The sequence below is a fragment of the Streptomyces sp. DT2A-34 genome (assembly GCF_030499515.1).
Classification (GTDB): Bacteria; Actinomycetota; Actinomycetes; order Streptomycetales; family Streptomycetaceae; genus Streptomyces.
Genome location: NZ_JASTWJ010000001.1, coordinates 4,515,249 through 4,532,925, shown reverse-complemented (window position 1 = coordinate 4,532,925; position 17,677 = coordinate 4,515,249). Strand labels below are relative to the sequence as shown.

Here is a 17,677-nt window from a genome sequence, read left to right as displayed (position 1 = left end):
GCTTGCCTGCGGTCCTCCGTCAAGTCCTCGGAGCGCAATGGGAGTTCACCGTCTCCGACGGACGGATCGCGATTGAGCATGCGCACAGAGGATCGTCGTACTGTCCCCCTCGTCAGGCCCCGTCGTGGGAAGAGCTACTGGCAGGGCTCAAGGCGGGCTTCGCGGCCGAGGGCGTCTCGCAGGACGCCTGCCTGCCAATTCGGTGGGGCCGCGAGACCGAGCTGACGATCTCGGCCGTCCAAGCCCTTGACCCCTTCCTCAAGGACGGGCGTCCGGTGACCTACCGCAGTGGCTTCCTGCCCCAGCCTGTTGTCCGTTTCACCGGGCAACGTGACGCAACGGGCGATCTCCGGGAAGGGTTTCTGACCTCGTTCGTCAACGTCTCCCGCGTCCAGCCGATTCAGTGCATCGACGAGTACGGGAGGATCCTGGACGGCTGGCTCAGCGTGCTGTCGCGACTGGGTTTCCACGCGCGCCACATCAGCATCAACGGCAAGCTGGCAGCATGGCGGCGCCGCCAAGTCGAAGGCATCACTCTTCGCTTCAACCACCTCGATCTGCCTCTCGGCGACATCGTCCTTCTTTGGAATGCCGACAACCCCGCACGCATGGCCGTAGACCTCGGCACCGGGCTGGAACGGCTGGCCTGGGCGAGGACGAGGCTGAGGTGGAGGGAGCTCGTCTTCGGCCAGTTCGCGTCCCTGGCGCCCCCGCCGACCCTGGACGCCGTCCGCACGGCCACTCTCCTCCTTGCACACGGTGTCCGTCCCGCAGCGCGCGGAGCCGGCGGGATCACCCGCCGGGTGATCGGAACGATCGACCCGGGTGCGGCGAGGCTGGGCGTCAGCTCCCTGGTTCGCGCGTCGTACCGCTATTGGCGACTGTTCGGTGAACCGAAGGTCCCATGGCCAGCCGTGACCATGGCGATCGAGGAAGAGCTGGGCATCTGAAGGAAGACCTCCAGTGAGTCGAGTCCGCTTACCGGGGCAAATCTGTCCTTCGCCAGTTGTTCCAATCGAACCGAGTCGTGCCGCATCCGGCGTGCCCAGAACCACGAAATGAACGAGGGCCGACGGCAAGCCGTCGGTCCTCTGGTCAGCTATCCCACAGCACAGCACGCCCTGCAGCTCATCAGCCGCCGAGAGTCCCCATGCACGTCATGCACCGGCTCGTCGCCCGCAGCTGCGCGTTCCCCTCAGTGGCGATGGCTGGGCTGCTCTCGCTGATACGGCCCCAATCTCCGGGGGACGGATCGAGAATCCAACCCCACTTCGGAGGCCGCACCTCGTCTTCTGTCATGTGATCGCAGGCGCCTGCAACGTGCGCCTTACCATTCTGTTTGATCAAGATGGCGTTGCCGGGGAACCGCCGCCACTCCTGTCGAACACACCTTTCCTCCGGGTGCGCCTTGGGCACGCTGCCATCAGGAGGGCAGGCGCACCCCATGCCGATGATGTTGTCGCATCGCTCGCAGCGCACCTCTTTCATGTGACCAAGTGTCCCATCCGAGAGCGTGCAGCTCACGCGTAACGGCATGGCGGCGGTGTCCAGTGCGGCGACACCGAGAGATCACCGTGAGTCGACTGGGTTGGATGACAAAGCGGCTGGCTCCGTTGACAACAGACACCAGTTCGCCGGGGGCAGACAGGAAAGATCCTGAAAGGACTGGTGCGCTGCGGCACGGCATGTCAACGTACAACGCCTGCCGGAAGAACTGACGTCCGAGCCCAAGGAGGCGCCCCTGCACCCGCACCACCCCGGTGACCCTACTCGTTCCGACTTGCCAGACCCGATGTACTGGGTCACTCCGCGCCACCTGGCCGGTGACGACGGCGCGCTCGCCGAGCGGATCGGCGACACCCTGACCGGCCTCGGCTGGCGCATGTGGCCCACCTCCCGCCACACCCTGCTGTATGTGAGCCCGGACGGGCTGCGCGGCGCCGAGTGGATCCTCGCGGCCTACCCGTTCGAGCTGGGCGGACTGCCCGTTGCTTGGCAACTGAGTGCCCGCCCGCATGCTGCCTCCGCGATGACGGAGTGGAACGCGTACTTCACTGCCGGCGTCCCGTACGAGGCGCTCGCTGATCTCATTGTCGCGCTCGAAGCCCGTGAGGTGCCGGACGCTGGCTTCGAAGGGCCCGAGACGGTCCTCAACGCAGTCGGTGCCCAAGGCTGGATCCGTGACGTGGACTGCCCCCACACCACCGCCATGGACCCCGGGTTCTCCGCCACCGTCTCCCTGGGACTGCAGCCGCCGCTTGTCCAGGACGCGGATCCGCACCCTGACTTGATGGGGTGGCAGGCGTGGGCGGAACCCGTTCTCGGCGCTCCATATCTGTGGTGCGCCAGCTTCAGTGCCAGCGTCCCCCATGACCTGGTCGCGGCATTCGCCTTCTCGCTCTCCTCACCGGTCCCGGTGCCCCGCCGCACCGTGCCCAAGAGCGCAGAGGGCCGGCTCAACGTCGTCCGCCGCAGCTGACGATCCGCGCCCTGCAGCGCTTGTTGTGGTGTTCGTCGCCAATTGCCTTGAGCTGCAGGTTCGTTCCCCTGTGCCCGTCAGATGACAGAGATGGAGACCGTATGTTCCGACGACGTGCTCGCGCAGACCGCGAGTTCCGTGAGACCCAACGTGAGGCGTTCGCGCTGCTGAAGATACACGCACAAGAGCTTCTGCCGTTCGACTCTGTCCGGGCCGACGCGTCAACGCCGACCAGATCGGCCTCGGAGACCATCGGGCCGGACTTCCCGCCAGCCGATCTGCGGGCACTGTCCCGGCAGGACGTCGAGGGAATGATGATGCGCTGGCTGCATCCGCTCGTCATCGACGACGCGGTCCCCCCGCAAGGCGAAGGCGTCCTTCACCTATACGGGCGGCAGCGACTCGGAGGTGGCCGAGGAGCTGTACGGTGACACCGCCGCGAAGCTCTCCAGGGGCGTGAGCCGGATCTTCGACGCGATGATCTCCTGCCCCACGTACCAGATCCTCGTCGGCAGCGCCTCCGTCGACATGGGCACGGAGCGGATGGCCGCGCCGCCTCTCGGCGACGAGCAGTGGAGCCAGCTGCTCACCTACTCCGTCGGCCCGCAGCGCAGCGTTGTCCAGCAGACGGCGATCCGCATCGCCAACGTGCTGGTGATCGTTTCCGGCTCGCCGGGCCTTGTTGACGCGCACCTGGCGCAGGCCGTTGACAAAGTACAGCGCACACGGTGACTCCGGGAGACGCGAAGGGGGCCGCCGTTTGTCAGAAGGTGTACGGGGTGAACGGACGGACGGGTTCGGCCGCCGCGTTGACCAGCCGCTGGAGCTTCAACCGCTCGTTCTCGTTCATGATGTCGATGGCGTTGCCAAAGGACTTCTCGTCGAGCTGGTCCAGGAAGGAGGTGAGGAAGCGGTCCAGGACCTCGGGGGCTTCGAGCCAGGTCTGCAGGTACTCGTGGTACCGGCCTATCTGCTCCTTCGCCTCTTTGACCTCGTCGATGGTGGGCGCGAGGGCGGCGGCCTGTTCCGCCTTGGTGAAGGGGCCTCCATCGTGGTGGGACCAGGTCTTGGTGCCGAAGTAGTACTTGAAGTACGCGCCGCACAGCTGGGCGACGACGTGTCGGCGGGGTTCGATGAGGGGGATGCGGGTGCTCCTTGTTGAGGGGTGGGGCGGTTGGGCAACACATAGGGTCCGGAGAATCCCCGGTTTCGGTAACCGGGGATGGACAGCGACGATCCGTCGCTGCGTATCGGTCCGTGGCTGCGCGTGGTGTCGTGCCTCGTCGCCTCCGCTCCAGGGGGTCCTGCTCAGCGGGACTGTCCGGGGCGGGATGTGGGCGGCGTGTAGGCGCCCGGGAGACCAGAATCGGTCTGAGTGCGAAGGCGGCGGGCCTGCGCGGTTCGTGCGCCGGGGCCGGGTGCGCGCCGGTCGCCGAGGCGTTGGATGCGCCACACGAGGACTTCGGATGCTGACTTGGCGTCGTCCAAGGGGCGGTGCTGGGCTGCCTGCTGGAGGACGGTGGCCGGGTTGTGGCCAGCGGCTTCGGCGGCGGCGAGGGTGGCGGTGAGGGCGGGCCAAGCGTTTTCGGTGAGGATCTGTTCGGCGTGGCGGGGCAGGACCTCGTGCAGGGTGCGGACGTACCGGTGCACCGTGTTGTCGGAGGGACTGTGCCTGGCGAGTGCGGCGAGGCTGGCGGGGGCTATCTGGTCGTAGGCGGCTTGCAGGTGCGTGAGCGTCTGACGGGCGGCGGCCACCTGCCGGTCGTGGTGGTGCAGTGCGCTGTGGCGCTGGACTGCGAGGACGACGAGGATCGCGGCGTCCAAGAGCATGGCCAGCCCGGTGTGGTCCGCGGGCTGGTAGCGCATGGCCTTCAGCGCGCCCCGCAGTGCGCGGGCGTGCTGGTGGTCGGCGCGGGCGCGGGTGTGGGCGGCGTGTTCGAAGGCGGCAGCCGCACGGTGGAGTTCGGCCTGGAGCCGGACAGGAGCATGGGCGGGCAGCGCGTAGAGGACTTCGCCGAAGACGGTCAGGTGGGCTTGGACGGCGCCGTCGTCGGCGCGGGCGAGGTGGTGGGGGATACGTTCGGCGGCAGCGGTGGCCACGTGCCACGGGCTGGGGCGGTGAGGGCGAGCTGATGAGGCTGCGGTGGGCTGTGCCTCGGAGGCGGCAAGGCGCTGTCGGACCTGGGGGAGGGACAGGTCGGTGGCGAGGCTGGAGCCGGAGAACCAGATGGGCGTGCCGGCGTCGGGCAGGGCGACCTTGTAGCCCTGAAGGTCACCTGAGGGCAGGGTGCGGGTCTCGACCTGAAGGCCGGCATCGGCGAGCAGGTTGAAGAACTCATCCAGATCCTTCGCGTGGGACAGCGCGGTACGCACGGCGTGCCGCAGCCGCTCACGCGCGGTCTTGTCGTGGCCCTGCCGCTTGGCTTTCTCCTCCTCGGCCCGGGTGGAGCGCTTTGCCGCCGAGGTGCCAGCAGCAGCTTCGGGACCACGTGCAACCCGGGTGAGGCCGAAGTCTTCCTCGACGGCTCTGAGTTCGTTCATGGCGCGGTGGTAGTCGTTCCAGTTCCGCGGCGGGCGCAGATCACCGCGCACCTTGGTGGCGACGATGTGGATGTGGTCCTCCGCGTGACGCACAGCAACCCACCGGCAGCCGTCCGGATCGCCATCGGGTGCGATGCCGGTCGCGTGCAGCACGCGCCGGGCGATGGTGGCCCACTCGGCGTCGGTGAGGGTGCGGTCCTCGGGCGCGGCGCGGATCGAGCAGTGCCACACGTGTCCCTCAGGTGCCTTGTCGCCGGCTTGCTTGACCCGTAGATCTAGGGCCTGGGTGAGCTGGCCGAGCCGTTGTTTGTGGCCAGGGCTATCCCAGGGTCCGGGGTCGGGGACGAAGTCGTCCCAGGAGGCGACGATGTGCTGGTCGGTGTGTTCGTTGGCGCGGCCTTTGTCGAAGAGGTAGGCCAGCACGCCGTACGTGTTGTTGCCCGGCTTGACGATGTTCGCGATCACCTCAGACCGCCCACTTCTGCCCGGCTGCCCGGAAGGCGGCGTCGTCGATCGCCCGGACTGTGTCGTGGGCGGTGGTGAGCAGACGATCCGCCCGGTGAAGGATCGCGGCGTCCACAGGGTGTGGATCGCCGTCCGCATTGAGGCGGCGGGCGATCTGGTTGACGTTGTTGCCGATCCGGGCGATCTGCGTCCGCATAGCGGCGAGCTCGTCGACCGCATCGTCGTAGACCGTGCGCTCGGCAGCGACGGTGATCTCACCGCGGACGCGGGCCATGGTGGCGTCGGCAATATAGCGGGCCATGGTCACGTGAACAGTCTTCGCCGACGACTGGATGTCGTGCTTCTCGTGCGGTGCGAAGCGCGCGGTGACGTGCTCGGAACGCTGCGCATCGAGGTTCGCGCGGCGGTACGGCGCACGCTGCGTGGCCCCAACGGAGGGATCGCGCGGCTGCTCGCCGGCACCCACCCGCTCCTGCTCCGGCACGCCCTCGTGCCGGAGCTGCTCCTCCGCCACCCCCGGGGCGGAGGAGTCCGCGATGGACCGGCCTATGGACGGTCCATCGCCATTGCTTGCTGCGCTGTCGAGGCCGGTGATCATCTCCTCCTGGGGAGTGGGGAGTTCGTTGTGCGAGTCGTGCATTGAGTGGTTTCCCTTGGGCGTTGGGGGTGGTCTCAGTGCGGGTGGCCGACGGGCGCCGTCGGCAGCTCGGCCTTGACGGTGCGGACCACCTCGCCGGCGGTGTCGCTGGCCACGCTGTAGCCGTCCTTGCGCACGGCTTCCTCCAGCAGGTCACGGGAGAGACGGCCGTGCTCGCGGTAGAGGTCACGGGCGTACTTGTTGAGGAGGTCCTGTGTCGCGCGGGGTTTGGAGGCTGGGCGCTTCGACTCCGCCCGCCAGGCTGGGCTTTGGTCGCTGCCCGGCAGTTCATCGCCCGGTTCTCGTTCCGGGCCGACGGTGGTGTGGACGGGCTGTCGCGGGCGGTTTTCGGGCTGGGGACGGGCTGCCCGGTCGGCGACGTCATCGCCCGCGACCTTGGAGGGCGGGCGGCCCGAAATTTCTGTCCGCTCTCTTGCCGTGGCCCGCGGGCGGGCCGTCGCGGAGCCGCCCCTCGTACGCGCGGCGGGTTCGGGCCACCGCGCGGGCAATGGCTTGGAGGCCAGGGCAGAGACCTGTTGGCGGGTGGCGAGCTTGCGCAGCAGCAGCTCGTCCTGGCGTTCATCGCGGTCGACATCGGCCTGCTCCAGCGCCTGGTGCAGGCGACGAGTGAGGCGCCGGCCTCGCCACTTGGTGCGCTTGTCGGGCGGCATGATCTCTGCCCGGAGGATCAGGGTGACGGCCCGGTCGAGGGCGCGGTCGCGGATAATCCGGGCGGCATCCGCGTCCCGGTCGGTAATCCCCAGACGAGCCAGCAGCCGTTCGCGTGCCTGTCGGGTGAGGACGGCGGTCAGGCTGTGGGAGTCGGCGTGCGGGCTGCGGTGGCGCAGTTCGATGCCCATGGCGAGGTGCCAGAGCACGGCCGCCAGGACCGGGCCGACGACGGCCCGCACAGTCCCGCCGACCAGGCCGGACTCGGCGTAGGCAGGCACGATCTGCACGCCGGTGATTACCCAGGTGAGGGTGCCGGGCGCGCCGGGCGCCTGCTTCGGGCCGTTGAGGTTCTGCCGGGCCATGAGCGCGGTGGCGAACAGAGCGAGTTCGGCGGCGGCGAACATCGCGGCGCGCTCGATGGTGCTGCCCATGTCGAGGTAGTCGGCGGCGAAGCGCCAGCTTGTGTCCGCGCTGTAGGCGGTGCAGCCGATCGCGGCGATGGCGGCGACCGGGATCGCGGCGGTGCTACGGCGCTGTTCAGCGCTCCGCTTCCGTAGGTACCGCTGCAGGGACCATGCGGCGGACAGCGCGACGACGAACAGGGCGGCCATGGCTGCAGGCGCTGGGAGCCAGTGCGGCAAGGCGGGCATGCCGAGGCCGTTGGCGTTGATGAGTGTGGTGGTGCCAGGTGTCATGCAGAGGTTCTCCAAGGGGTCCGCGTGTTCGAGGGCATGCGGAAGCGCGGACGGGCTGGGCGGTGAGGAGGAAGCGCGCGCCGTTCAGGCAGTGGGCGCGGTGCGGCGTCGGTCGGGGCCGGTGAGGATGACGCGTTCGGTCATTTCGGCGAGGCGGGAGGCGACGCGGTCGCCGAGGGCGGTGCGGAGCTCGGCGGTGGGGAGGTTGGTGGTGATGAGGGTGGGGAGCATGTGCTCGTACCGGTGGTTGATGAGCCGATAGGTGAGCTCCTCGGTCCATTCGCTGGTCTTGGCCGCGCCGAGGTCGTCCAGGAGCAGCAGTGGGCAGCGGGCCAGCGTCTGCAGCTCCCGTTCGCCGTCGTGGCCGACGCGGGGGCGGAGGCGCGCGTGGAGGTCGGCGGAGGTGGTGGCTTCCCAGCGCAGGCGGACGCCTCGGGTGAGGAGGGCGCGGACGGCGCCGTATGCCTGGTGGGTCTTGCCGGTGCCGGTGGGGCCGGCGATCAGCAGCGATGGGCCTTCGGCGATGCCGGGTCCGGTCGGGCCGGGGCGTCCGGCGCGGGCGATCTGGTCGGCCCAGGCGGTGATCTGGGGGTGGTCGGCCAGGGCGCGGCGGTAGCGGGCGGGGATGCGGGCGTCGGCGAGTTCCAGGGCGGTGATCGTCTCGGGCGCCGGCTCGTGTGCAGCAGCGGTGGTGAGGTCGATGCCGCGGTTGGCGAGGATCGTGTTGAGCCGGTCGGTGATCGCGCCGACGGGCTGGGGTGCGCGGGTGAGGGCGGCGGTCAGAGCTCATCTCCGTAGGCGGCGACGACGTCGGTGGGGTTCGTCCACGCCCGGTGGGCGGCGGGCGGGGCAGAGGATGCGGCGTTCATGACCTCGTGGACCAGGCTGGGCAGGACGCCCGGGGACAGGCCCTTGACCCGGTGGCGTTCGAGGGCGGCCCGGAGGTGGGCGGGAGCGATGCCCTCGTCGAGCAGCTTGCGCACCTGACCGCCGAGATGGTTCAGGAAGGCACCCGGCGGGCGGTGATTGCAAGCGGCGACGTACTCGCCAAGGAGCTGCTTGGCTGAGACGGTGTCGGGCGCGTGGGCGCTTGCGCCCCCCGAAGGGATATCTCCTAGATCCACGGTCCTAGGTCCTAGATCCGGACGGTGAGACGTCACTGCTGCTTCATAGAGCGCTCCCTGATCCGTCATGGAGGACTCCGTGACGCGCTCCTCACCTGCGGTTTCGCTATCACGCCTCGGATTCAGTGCGGACTCACGGGCCTCGCCGGAGCCCTCACCGAAGACTTCGTGAGACGGCAGTGAGGACTCCGCGACACCGGCGCTCATGGCGGGAGCGGTAGCGACCGAAGCGTCGTGAATCGGGCAGCCAGGGAGGCGGCTCTTGCTGGGCCGGTTGATCTTCTGATGCTGGTGCCAGGTCACGAGGTGCAGGTACCGCTTGTGATCCGGCCCCTTGTAGCGGCAGAGCAGTCCGGCGTCGGCGAGCTGGGCGAGGTCCGTCTCGACATCGGACGGGGCGTGCTCGGGGCGCAGCACCCACAACTGCCCGGCGATGATCGCGGCGTGGTCGCGGTGGCGGCCCTGGTCGTCGGCCTGTGTGAGTAGGCCGAGGAAGGTGCGCTCGGCAGTCAGGGAGACCGCGGCCAGGGACTCGGAGACGAAGGCTTCGGGCTTGATGGTGCGGATTCGTGCCAAGTGCGGGGCGGTCCTCACTCGGTGGCCTGTGCGTGGACATCACGGCTCACCGTCGGTCGGGGCGGGATTCGAGGGGGTGTTGGCGCGGACGCGCGCCGGGAAGCGATTGCGTTTCCGGGGGTGTCGTCAACATAGCCACACCCCAGTCGCGCAAGTCCAGCCCTATCCGGCGCAATCTCTCACGGCAGAAAGGCCGCGAGAAATGGGGCTCGGTGGCGGGCGGGAGCAAAACCGTAAGGCACGATCCGCTGTTGACCAAATAGTTGCCCGGACTGCAGAGCCAGAAGCATCACATCGGCAGGCCGTTGACGAGCCGCAGGCGAGGAAGCTACAACACAACACCCCACGTCAAAGCCATGATCGGCACACTGTTCCGCGCCCCTTCCCGATCCTCCGGGAACCGCATCTCGGCGAACGACGCGAGCGCAACATAGACCACGATCGCCGGTTACCCAAACCGGCGAATGCACCTTTCAATTGGAGCCATGCCCCCACGCTCACTGGAAGTCGGGCCCGCAGGAATTCAGGCGGCCCGCACCATCGAAATCCTCCGAACCGAACGCGGCCTGTCACAAAGCCAGTTGGCTCGCCACGTGACCGCCCTCGGCCACCCGATGTCCAACACCATGCTGTCCCGCATCGAACGCGCCCAACGACGATGTGATGCCGACGACCTCGTCGCGATCTCCGAAGCCCTCCTCGTCTCGCCTCTCGTGCTGCTGCATGGGCCGACCGCCACGTGACGAGGGACGCTCAGTACCGCTGACCGAGCGTGCCCCCACCCAGTAAGGACCCGCCCTTCTTGCACCACTCCGACATACCCCCTGCCCCCGTGCGACGCCTTCCTGGCGGCGAGGGCGGAGCCCCCTTGCCCCGCCTCTATCGTCCTGAAGAAATCGCCGAAGCCCTCGGCTGTTCCGCCTGGTGGGTCAAGGACCGGGCCCGACGCGGACTCATCCCGCACACCCGCGTCGGCCGCGCCTACCGCTTCACCGCCGCGCACCTCGCGGAGATCGTTCGCCTCCACGAGGAGCGCCCGCAGCGATCCGTCACTGGCACATCGCCGAGTCGGGCAGTGACAAGTCCTCCCGCTGCACGAACTCGTGCCACCCGGTCTCCTGGGCCGACTACGGCCTCGACGCCAGGGCGTCTGCGGGCTCGACCGCCCCGCCGTACCCAGTACGAGACCGTCGCGTAGCTCGCCCGCGCGCAGTCACAAGCCAAGAGCAGGGGAGGAAAAGGGAAGTTGGGTTTCGCGGAGAAGCGCGGAAACTACTGGCGCGGCCGGTACAAGACCGAGCCCGGCAAGCACCTCACGGTGGTCGATGGCAACGGCAAGGCGATCCGGTTCGCCACCAAGGGAGAGGCCCAGCGCGCCGCGAGCGAGGCAGAGAACAAGTACCGGCGCGGCGACTGGCGCGACCCAGCACTCGGCCAGGAGACCTTCGGCGAGTACGCGAACCGCTGGTACGAAACCCAGGATCTGGCCGCCTCGACCATGCAGAACTACAAGCGCCACATCGAGGAGCACCTGCTCCCCGACTTCGAGGACAAGGCGCTAGCCGGCATCCTGCGCACGGACGTCGACCTGTGGGAGAAGAAGGAGAAGGCCGTTTATGCGGCCTCCAGCGTCAAGACCTGGCGCTCGACGCTCCACCTGATCTTCGAGGACGCGATCGACGAGGGCCTGATCACCTCGAACCCGGCCGCCAGGCGGCGCGGACGCGGCAAGCGCGCCGGACGCTCCCGTGACCGTGGCCCGGAGAAGGTCGTCACCGACCCGCTCGGCATCCTGCTGACCGCGGAGCGCGCCGCGCTGCTCTCCGGCCGTGACGACGAGTTCGTTGCCGTCGTCCTCAAGGGTTACACCGGCATGCGCTGGGGTGAAATCGTCGGCTTGGAGACAGAGTTCGCCCGCCCCGGGGTTGTCCGCGTCGAATGGCAGCTGTACGAACTCGACACCGGCGAGCTCGTGCGCTGCCCGCCCAAGGACGACAGCTACCGCACCATCGACACGATGGACTGGCTGTCGGCCCTGGTCGCCAACCACGTCACCCGCACGAAGCCGAAACCCTGCCCGTGCCACGGCAAGACCTACGTCTTCCGTGGTCAGGGCGCGGCCCGCACAGGCGGCCACCAAGGCGCGAAGCTCGTCGACGTCGCACGCCGTGCCGAAGTCTCCACGGGCACGGTGTCCAACGTCCTCAACCACCCCGACCGTGTCACCGAAGCCAAGCGGATGAGGGTGGAGCAGGCCATCGTGGACCTTGGGTTCGTGCGGGGCGGCGCGGTGGCTCAGAACGCAGCCCATTGGCGCCGAAACGGCTTCGCGACCTGGCTGTTCACCCCGGCGGTCTCCGGCTGGTACCCGAAGAAGGCACCCCAGGAAACCCGCCCCGTACCATTGCTTGGCGAACCATGGCCCGGAGTCCCGGCCCGAGGACGCGGAGCCAGCGACCGGGCCGACGCCTGTTGGCTCCCGATCGCCAAGGGCCTCACACCCCACGGCCTCCGCCACACCCACCGAACCGTGATGGAGGATCTCGGCACCGAGAAGGTCCTCATGGACGACCGCATGGGCCACATCGACGGCTCCGTCTCGGCGCGCTACGCCCATGTCACCCCCGGCATGCGCCAGCGCCTCATGCTCGGATTGACAGAGCAGTGGGAGACGGCACTCGACACCCGCCTGGTGATGAGCCCTACGTCACCAGTGCGCGTACTCGGCGATCTCCTACGTGCGCGCAGGGAATCACGTAAGCCTGTGGAGTCCTTGCGGTGAATGCTGCTGTGCCATCTTGCGGGGGCAGCGTCAACCTCGTGGAGGTCACCTCGCTCCGGAGGTTATGGCAAACGCCCGGTGAAAGGACCAACAGACCTGGCTCAATAGGCACATGGAGATTGGCGAGCACTGGGCGTACCGCGCGAGGCCGAAGGATCTGGGTAGCGAGGTCCGCCAGGTGGAGGTCGTACGCGTGGGCAGCTCCGGCAGGTCTGGCTGGGTCCACGTGCGGTTCCTCGAAGGCGATGCTGCTGGCCTGCAGGAGTGGGTCAGTTCCGGCTCTCTCGTAGCACCGTGGGCGGATGTTGATACGTTCCGCGCGGATGACGCGGCGGAGCTGGCGCTGGCCGAGTCCTCCCGTCACGTCCGGGGCAGCACGGATTTCGAGGCCGCCCGCATGATCCTGGGCTTCGTCCGTCCGAAGAACAGGCTCCGCCTGCGCCGAACGGTGGCCGACGCCGGGGCCCTGGAGCTGAGCCGCCTCGACGAGACGGCACCGCTCATCGGCATGGATGCAGCAGAGCTCCGCAGCGAAGCCATGGTGTACGAGAACCGCCACGGCATGTGCCTGGCCGGGTGGCCGGTCACTGAGCGCGTCACCCGCCAGGTCGCCAGCCGCCTCGCCGACGAGATCCTTCCGGAGGTGGACCGCAAGCAGCAGGGCATCGAGCAGGAGCGTGCCCAGTCCTCCTGGTACTCCTACAGCCGGAGGGACGACCGGAAGCTGGACGCGGAGGCAGCTGTCCTGCGAACCGTCCGGGCCTGGTGCGGCGAAGACAAAGCCGACCGCTACGACGAGTTGGTCGCACTGCGCGCCGAGGTCATCAGGCTGGGGGAACTCGTCGAGAAGGCGGTCAAGGCCCTACGCGACCGAGGTCATGGCGTCATCGCCTCCACCATTGAGCGCGACCTGGGCGTCCATATCGCCACCCTTGATCCTGATGTGCGTCGATGACGCCGCGCCATGGGTCCGGCTCCGGCTTGGGAGGCGCTGGCTGAGCCTGGGGCTTCTCCTTCTCCGGCCGGTCCGGGTGCCACCCGTCGAGGAAGGGCCGCAGTTGCTTCTTCGTCGGCTTCGCGCGGAAGTCACGGGCGGCCAGGCCCTGGCCGTTCGTCGTGGGGTCGAGCTGATCGGCCTCTGCGTTCCCCCAGGCTGACCACTCACGCAGCCTCTCAGCTTCGAGGGCGTCCTCTGATGTCGCGGCGACCTCATCCAGCGCGGCACAGAACGCCCGGATCTCACCCGCGGCCCGCCACTGTTCCAGGGCCGTGCCGAAGCGCTCGGTCCGTACCGCATGAACCGCCTTGCCCGAAGCCGCATTTACCGCGGCTTCCCACTCCCGCCGCGCGCGCTCCTCCCGCTCCGCCTCCAGCCGCCGGCGCTCGTCCTCCTTACCCTCCCGCTCCTCTCGCAGGCGCCGCTGCTCTGCCTCCCGTTCCAGCCGGACCCGCTCCTGCTCCTCCGCGCGTGCCTTCAACGCCCGGAAGATTGAGGTGATCTGCTCCTCCAACGGCTTTTTGGTCGTGTCGGCCCATTCCTTCTTCCAGCCGTAGTTGTAGCTGTAGCCCGAGTTCTCGCTGACCAGTAGCTCCAGTTCGCCGGACGGTTCGAACTTGTGGGCTGGGGCGACCCGTTGCCAGTCGTACGTGCGCCGGCCCGGCTGCTTGGGGACGTACTTGACCTGCTTCTGCCGCTCTCGGAAGCTGATCTCGTACGTCCTGCCGTGGACGGTGAGCAGCGGCCTCGGTTGCTTGCGCTTCTTGGACACCGCGATCTCGCCGTACCGCGCGAGAGCCTGCTCGGCGAGCAGCCGGAGCAGCGCGAGGACTCTCGGCAGGATCTCCTCGGAGATCTCGAAGGCGCTGTGGTCCTTGGTGACCGCAGCGAGCACGTCCTCGACGTCGGTGATCACGCGGCTCCGCGCCAGGCGGATGCGGTTCCACTCGGTGTCGTCCTCACCAGTCACCCGGAGCAGGCCGAGGAAGAAGTCGCCCTTCGCCCGCCCGCTGTACTTCAGGTGATACCCCTCCGGAGCGCACTGCCGCGCCGCGTCGAAAGCCCTGCGATACCGAGCCCGTTCCGCGTCGCTGGGATCCGGGATCCGAAGGAATCGTCCGGCTTCCTGCACCTGGGTGATGAGTGCCGGTCCGACCGTCACTGGTGACGGGCGCGGAGGTTTCACAGCACGCTTCGGGGAGGGCTTCGTCTCGGTCGGGGGATCGGCATCCTGCTGAGGGCGAGAGGCAACCGGCACCTCGGCTTCAGATACCGCCGCGCGAGGCTTGCGTGGAGCCAGCTCCGGACGGTCGGGATGATGACCGTGCTCCAGGTAGAAGCGTCCAGCGTCAGTGATCTCCGCCTGCCACCTCCCCTTCTTCCTGGGCATGGTCACCAAGCCCCGGTCCCTGAGCGCGCGAGCCGTGACGGCGAGCTCGGGACTGTCAGAAGCGACGGGGTCGGTTCCGCCCCCGATGCGGGTGAGGAGTGCGAGCTGCCGGTCATTTAATGGAGACCAAGGGTGCATGGCGATCGTCGTACCGTCTGTGGTCTCCCCGGCACAAGCCCACGACTCGCTGGAACCGGTGCACACCGAAGCGGTGTGCTGGTGGTCTGGAGCTACGCGGCGTTCTCCTCCTGAACCACGTCAGCGATCTGCTGCGCGATCTCCTCGATGGAGTAGTCGCTGGTGCTCATCGCCACTTTGTCTGCGAGGGAGGGGCTGTAGCGCCGGACGTCTTCTGCACTCAGGTTGTGCCAGATTGGCAGGAGTGATTGCTCCCCGGCCACGTTACGGGTGACGAGTCCGTCGAGTTCGTGGTTGGTCCAACCCTTGGCGAAGAAGGGGGCCGAGAGTACGACGATGCCGAAGCGGCTCGCCCTGATCCCTTCATCGATCTTGCGGCGGAGGCTGTGGCCGATCCGCATCTGGGCTTCGTCGAGCCAGACAGTCACACCAAGCTTGGTAAGCGCGTTTCGAAGGGGGCGCGCAACAGCTCCTTTGTCCTCGGACGCGTGGGAGATGAAGACGTCCCAGGTCTGGCCACCAAGTACGTCGCCAGTAGGCTCCTCCGGTTCATGGACCGCGACGGAGCGGGCCGGACTGCCCTGCGGGTCGCGGGCCGGGGGCAGGAAGCCCCGCGCAGGTGGCTGGACTTGGACAGACGCAGAGATGCGACCGGAATAGCCGCCAAGGTCGATGGCCACGACCCACTGTCCGTTACTGGGGATGGTGATCTGGTGAGGCGAGCGAGTGACGCGACCGCCCAGGTACCTGTATCTCTTCCCCGACTTGTATTTGCTGTACTCGCTGCGCGTCATCACCTGGACGTTGGCTTGGTTGCGCAGGGTGACGATGACCGTGGAACCTCTCTTGAGGTTGCCGAGGTCTTTGTAGAAGTAGTCCACGGGTGCTCCTGGAGATGTGCGGCCGAGCACGTCTCAGAGTAAGGACTGCCACTGACAATCGGAGGCGACGATGTCTGAAGCGGGGTGGAAGCCCACGTCGGCTGGACGCTCGTCTCTCCCCTGGCGCTAGGACTCGGGGGAGCCATTTGGGAGCCGCTCACTGAGGTCGGCTCCCAAATGGCTCCCAAACTGGGCCCGCAAAGCAAATCAGGCCCGGTGCTGATCTCTCAGCACCGGGCCTGACCTGGTGTTTCAGCTGTCGGGGTGGCGGGATTTGAACCCACGACCTCTTCGTCCCGAACGAAGCGCGCTGCCAAGCTGCGCTACACCCCGATGTCACTGCTTGTCGCGGCGACGACGTTTACTCTAGCCCACCGGTGGCTGGAGACGAAATCCGGTTTTCGCGCGGTGACGGAGGCGGTGGCGGAGGGGGTTGGGGCGGGTGTGGTCGAGGGCCACTAGGAGGATGGCCAGGGCGTAGATGGCGAGGCCGATGAGGAGGGCGTTGGCCAGGACGCTCCGGTAGCCGTGCCGTCCCACGTCGAGGAACGGGTAGAGGTAACCGGCCGGCGTGCCGGGGACGAGGAGCTCGCCTCGGATGAGGGTGAACGCCAGGTAGGTGAGGGGGTAGACCAGCCAGGTCGTTGCCTGGCGCAGGTGCAGGTTGCCGGGGGCCGTCAGAAGCAGCCAGTCCAGCAGGGCCGCGAGGGGCGTCACCGTGTGCAGGACCTGGGTCGTGAACGCGTGCCAGCCCGTCGGGTCGGTGGCCTCGCCCGTCAGGACGCCGGGCAGCGTGAAAGAGCTCGACGGGTTCGCCAGGAGCAGGTGGTAGACCAGGCCCGTGACCAGGGCGTAGAGCAGCGTGGCGCCCGTCAGTGCGGACGGGAGCGGGCGGCGGGCACTCCAGGCGCGGCGGGCCGCCAGGGCGAAGACCAGGGCCAGCAGGACGTTGGCCTGGATCGCGAAGTGGCTCAGGGTGCGCAGGGGGCTGCCGAGGGTAAGTTCCACGGTGACCGCCGCGGCCGCGGCCAGGGCGATCAGCAGGCGGTACGCGGCGGCCACGGGGCGGCGTACGGGGGGCATCACCGCCGTGGCGGGGACGTGGGAGGGCAGCAGCGCGGGCATGCCCGGTATCGCGGGGAGGTCCGGCATGTCCCTGGGTATCGGGGCGGTCATGCCCTCACGCTAAGCAGGGCGGACAAAAGGGGCGATGCGGGTGGGCTGTGCGGGTTACGCCGAGCCGTCCCTACTTCGGCCGCTCCCCGATTCCCGCCCCCCAGCTACGCGCCCTGTCGGCTACTCCCGCCCCCAGCTACGCGCCCTGCCGGCTACTCCCGCCCCACCAACGTCAACAACGTCGCCTCCGGCGGACAAGCGAAGCGGAACGGCGTATAGCGGTTCGCACCGCACCCCGCCGAGACGTGCAGATACGCCGTACGACCCTCCGCCGTATGCGTCGACAGCCCCTTCACGCGGTCCGTGTCCAGGTCGCAGTTGGTGACCAGGGCGCCGTAGAAGGGGATGCAGACCTGGCCGCCGTGGGTGTGGCCGGCCAGGATCAGGGGGTAGTCGTCGGCCGTGTACGCGTCCAGCACCCGCAGGTACGGCGCGTGCACCACGCCCATCGCGAAGTCGGCCGCGCCCGACGGGCCACCGGCCACCTGCTCGTAGCGGTCCCTCTTGATGTGCGGGTCGTCCAGGCCGGTGAGCTCCACGGACACGCCCTCGACCTTGAGCGTCCCCCGCGTGTTCGTCAGGTTGAGCCAGCCCGCGGCGTCGAAGCCGTCGCGCAGGTCCTCCCACGGGTTGTGGATCGCGCCGACGACGGGCGGGTTGCCGTTCAGGCCGTGGCGGCCCTGGACCTTCTCCAGCAGATAGCGGGCGGGGTTGCGCGGCTTCGGGCCGTAGTAGTCGTTCGAGCCGAAGATGTACGCGCCCGGGAACTCCATCAGCGGGCCCAGCGCGTCCAGGACCTCCGGCACGCCCTCCGGGTCGGAGAGGTTGTCGCCCGTGTTGATCACGAAGTCGGGGCGCAGGCCTGCCAGCGAGCGCAGCCAGCGCTGCTTCTTGCGCTGGCCGCCGACCATGTGGATGTCGGAGACCTGGAGCACCCGCAGTGGACGCATGCCGGCGGGCAGGACGGGGATCGTCACCCGTCGCAGGCGGAAGGAACGGGCCTCGAAACCCGCCGAGTACAGCAGACCGGCGGCGCCAACCGCCGTGATTCCCAGGGGTACTCCGTATCGCGCGCGCATACGACCATCGTGTCAGACCGCGGGAGCGCCCCGTGCCCGGCCGTC

The 17,677-nt window shown here is 68.4% G+C and carries 17 protein-coding genes and 1 tRNA gene; 8 read left to right on the top strand and 10 right to left on the bottom strand.

The genetic code is table 11. From position 1 onward, the window contains the following. Window positions 1–2 precede the first annotated feature (2 nt). The 4 genes from QQM39_RS19935 (at window position 3) to QQM39_RS19920 (ending at window position 3,641) form a co-directional block, all read left to right on the top strand. Entirely contained in the window at window positions 3–950 is a 948-nt protein-coding gene (locus tag QQM39_RS19935; RefSeq protein ID WP_301998456.1) for a hypothetical protein, read from the top strand. Window positions 951–1,792: 842 nt separating this feature from the next. After that, on the top strand, window positions 1,793–2,479 hold the full coding sequence (locus tag QQM39_RS19930) for a DUF317 domain-containing protein (RefSeq protein WP_302003647.1): 687 nt from the start codon (window positions 1,793–1,795) through the stop codon (window positions 2,477–2,479). A 408-nt stretch (window positions 2,480–2,887) separates the two neighbouring features. Continuing rightward, on the top strand, window positions 2,888–3,211 hold the full coding sequence (locus tag QQM39_RS19925; RefSeq protein ID WP_301998455.1) for a hypothetical protein: 324 nt from the start codon (window positions 2,888–2,890) through the stop codon (window positions 3,209–3,211). Between the two features lie 28 nt (window positions 3,212–3,239). After that, entirely contained in the window at window positions 3,240–3,641 is a 402-nt protein-coding gene (locus QQM39_RS19920) for a hypothetical protein (RefSeq protein WP_301998454.1), read from the top strand. Window positions 3,642–3,787: 146 nt separating this feature from the next. Here QQM39_RS19920 and QQM39_RS19915 read toward each other — a convergent pair whose 3' ends face one another. The 5 genes from QQM39_RS19915 to QQM39_RS19895 all read right to left on the bottom strand — a co-directional run bounded on the left by QQM39_RS19915 (window position 3,788) and on the right by QQM39_RS19895 (window position 9,189). Continuing rightward, entirely contained in the window at window positions 3,788–5,485 is a 1,698-nt protein-coding gene (locus QQM39_RS19915) for a relaxase/mobilization nuclease domain-containing protein (RefSeq protein ID WP_301998453.1), read from the bottom strand. A gap of 1 nt (window position 5,486) precedes the next feature. After that, the gene (locus QQM39_RS19910) at window positions 5,487–6,125 is read right to left on the bottom strand and encodes a MobC family plasmid mobilization relaxosome protein (protein ID WP_301998451.1); all 639 of its coding nucleotides are present in this window, start codon (window positions 6,123–6,125) and stop codon (window positions 5,487–5,489) included. A gap of 32 nt (window positions 6,126–6,157) precedes the next feature. Then, the gene (locus tag QQM39_RS19905) at window positions 6,158–7,489 is read right to left on the bottom strand and encodes a hypothetical protein (RefSeq protein WP_301998450.1); all 1,332 of its coding nucleotides are present in this window, start codon (window positions 7,487–7,489) and stop codon (window positions 6,158–6,160) included. Between the two features lie 84 nt (window positions 7,490–7,573). Continuing rightward, window positions 7,574–8,272: an ATP-binding protein gene (locus QQM39_RS19900; protein WP_302003646.1), complete on the bottom strand. Its 699-nt coding sequence runs from the start codon at window positions 8,270–8,272 to the stop codon at window positions 7,574–7,576. After that, window positions 8,269–9,189: a hypothetical protein gene (locus QQM39_RS19895; protein ID WP_301998447.1), complete on the bottom strand. Its 921-nt coding sequence runs from the start codon at window positions 9,187–9,189 to the stop codon at window positions 8,269–8,271. The genes QQM39_RS19900 and QQM39_RS19895 overlap by 4 nt, the downstream gene beginning before the upstream one ends. A gap of 485 nt (window positions 9,190–9,674) precedes the next feature. Here QQM39_RS19895 and QQM39_RS19890 point away from each other — a divergent pair, with 485 nt between their 5' ends. The 4 genes from QQM39_RS19890 (at window position 9,675) to QQM39_RS19875 (ending at window position 12,926) form a co-directional block, all read left to right on the top strand. Beyond that, entirely contained in the window at window positions 9,675–9,932 is a 258-nt protein-coding gene (locus tag QQM39_RS19890; protein WP_301998446.1) for a helix-turn-helix domain-containing protein, read from the top strand. A gap of 89 nt (window positions 9,933–10,021) precedes the next feature. After that, the gene (locus tag QQM39_RS19885) at window positions 10,022–10,387 is read left to right on the top strand and encodes a helix-turn-helix domain-containing protein (protein WP_301998445.1); all 366 of its coding nucleotides are present in this window, start codon (window positions 10,022–10,024) and stop codon (window positions 10,385–10,387) included. Window positions 10,388–10,435: 48 nt separating this feature from the next. Then, on the top strand, window positions 10,436–11,971 hold the full coding sequence (locus QQM39_RS19880) for a LacI family DNA-binding transcriptional regulator (protein WP_301998444.1): 1,536 nt from the start codon (window positions 10,436–10,438) through the stop codon (window positions 11,969–11,971). 112 nt (window positions 11,972–12,083) lie between these two features. After that, window positions 12,084–12,926, top strand: coding sequence for a PE-PGRS family protein (locus QQM39_RS19875; protein ID WP_301998443.1), 843 nt, complete (start codon window positions 12,084–12,086; stop codon window positions 12,924–12,926). Here QQM39_RS19875 and QQM39_RS19870 read toward each other — a convergent pair. The 5 genes from QQM39_RS19870 to QQM39_RS19850 all read right to left on the bottom strand — a co-directional run bounded on the left by QQM39_RS19870 (window position 12,856) and on the right by QQM39_RS19850 (window position 17,632). Next, window positions 12,856–14,100: a hypothetical protein gene (locus tag QQM39_RS19870; RefSeq protein WP_301998442.1), complete on the bottom strand. Its 1,245-nt coding sequence runs from the start codon at window positions 14,098–14,100 to the stop codon at window positions 12,856–12,858. The genes QQM39_RS19875 and QQM39_RS19870 overlap by 71 nt on opposite strands. A gap of 488 nt (window positions 14,101–14,588) precedes the next feature. Continuing rightward, a complete protein-coding gene (locus QQM39_RS19865; RefSeq protein ID WP_301998441.1) occupies window positions 14,589–15,377 on the bottom strand; it encodes a DUF1883 domain-containing protein in 789 nt (262 codons plus the stop codon). 259 nt (window positions 15,378–15,636) lie between these two features. Next, a tRNA-Pro gene (locus tag QQM39_RS19860) sits at window positions 15,637–15,710 on the bottom strand. A 33-nt stretch (window positions 15,711–15,743) separates the two neighbouring features. Further along, window positions 15,744–16,553, bottom strand: a complete 810-nt coding sequence (locus tag QQM39_RS19855; RefSeq protein WP_301998440.1) for a Pr6Pr family membrane protein — start codon at window positions 16,551–16,553, stop codon at window positions 15,744–15,746. A 152-nt stretch (window positions 16,554–16,705) separates the two neighbouring features. Beyond that, window positions 16,706–17,632 carry a metallophosphoesterase gene (locus QQM39_RS19850; protein WP_301998439.1) on the bottom strand — a complete coding sequence of 309 codons (927 nt, stop codon included), beginning with the start codon at window positions 17,630–17,632 and terminating at the stop codon, window positions 16,706–16,708. Window positions 17,633–17,677: the final 45 nt, after the last annotated feature.

Bases quoted from the DNA above. Each gene is read 5' to 3' on its own strand.
- QQM39_RS19855 (WP_301998440.1), bottom strand. From the start codon at position 16,553: ATGACCGCCCCGATACCCAGGGACATGCCGGACCTCCCCGCGATACCG.
- QQM39_RS19905 (WP_301998450.1), bottom strand. From the start codon at position 7,489: ATGACACCTGGCACCACCACACTCATCAACGCCAACGGCCTCGGCATG.
- QQM39_RS19850 (WP_301998439.1), bottom strand. From the start codon at position 17,632: ATGCGCGCGCGATACGGAGTACCCCTGGGAATCACGGCGGTTGGCGCC.
- QQM39_RS19910 (WP_301998451.1), bottom strand. From the start codon at position 6,125: ATGCACGACTCGCACAACGAACTCCCCACTCCCCAGGAGGAGATGATC.
- QQM39_RS19930 (WP_302003647.1), top strand. From the start codon at position 1,793: ATGTACTGGGTCACTCCGCGCCACCTGGCCGGTGACGACGGCGCGCTC.
- QQM39_RS19890 (WP_301998446.1), top strand. From the start codon at position 9,675: ATGCCCCCACGCTCACTGGAAGTCGGGCCCGCAGGAATTCAGGCGGCC.
- QQM39_RS19875 (WP_301998443.1), top strand. From the start codon at position 12,084: ATGGAGATTGGCGAGCACTGGGCGTACCGCGCGAGGCCGAAGGATCTG.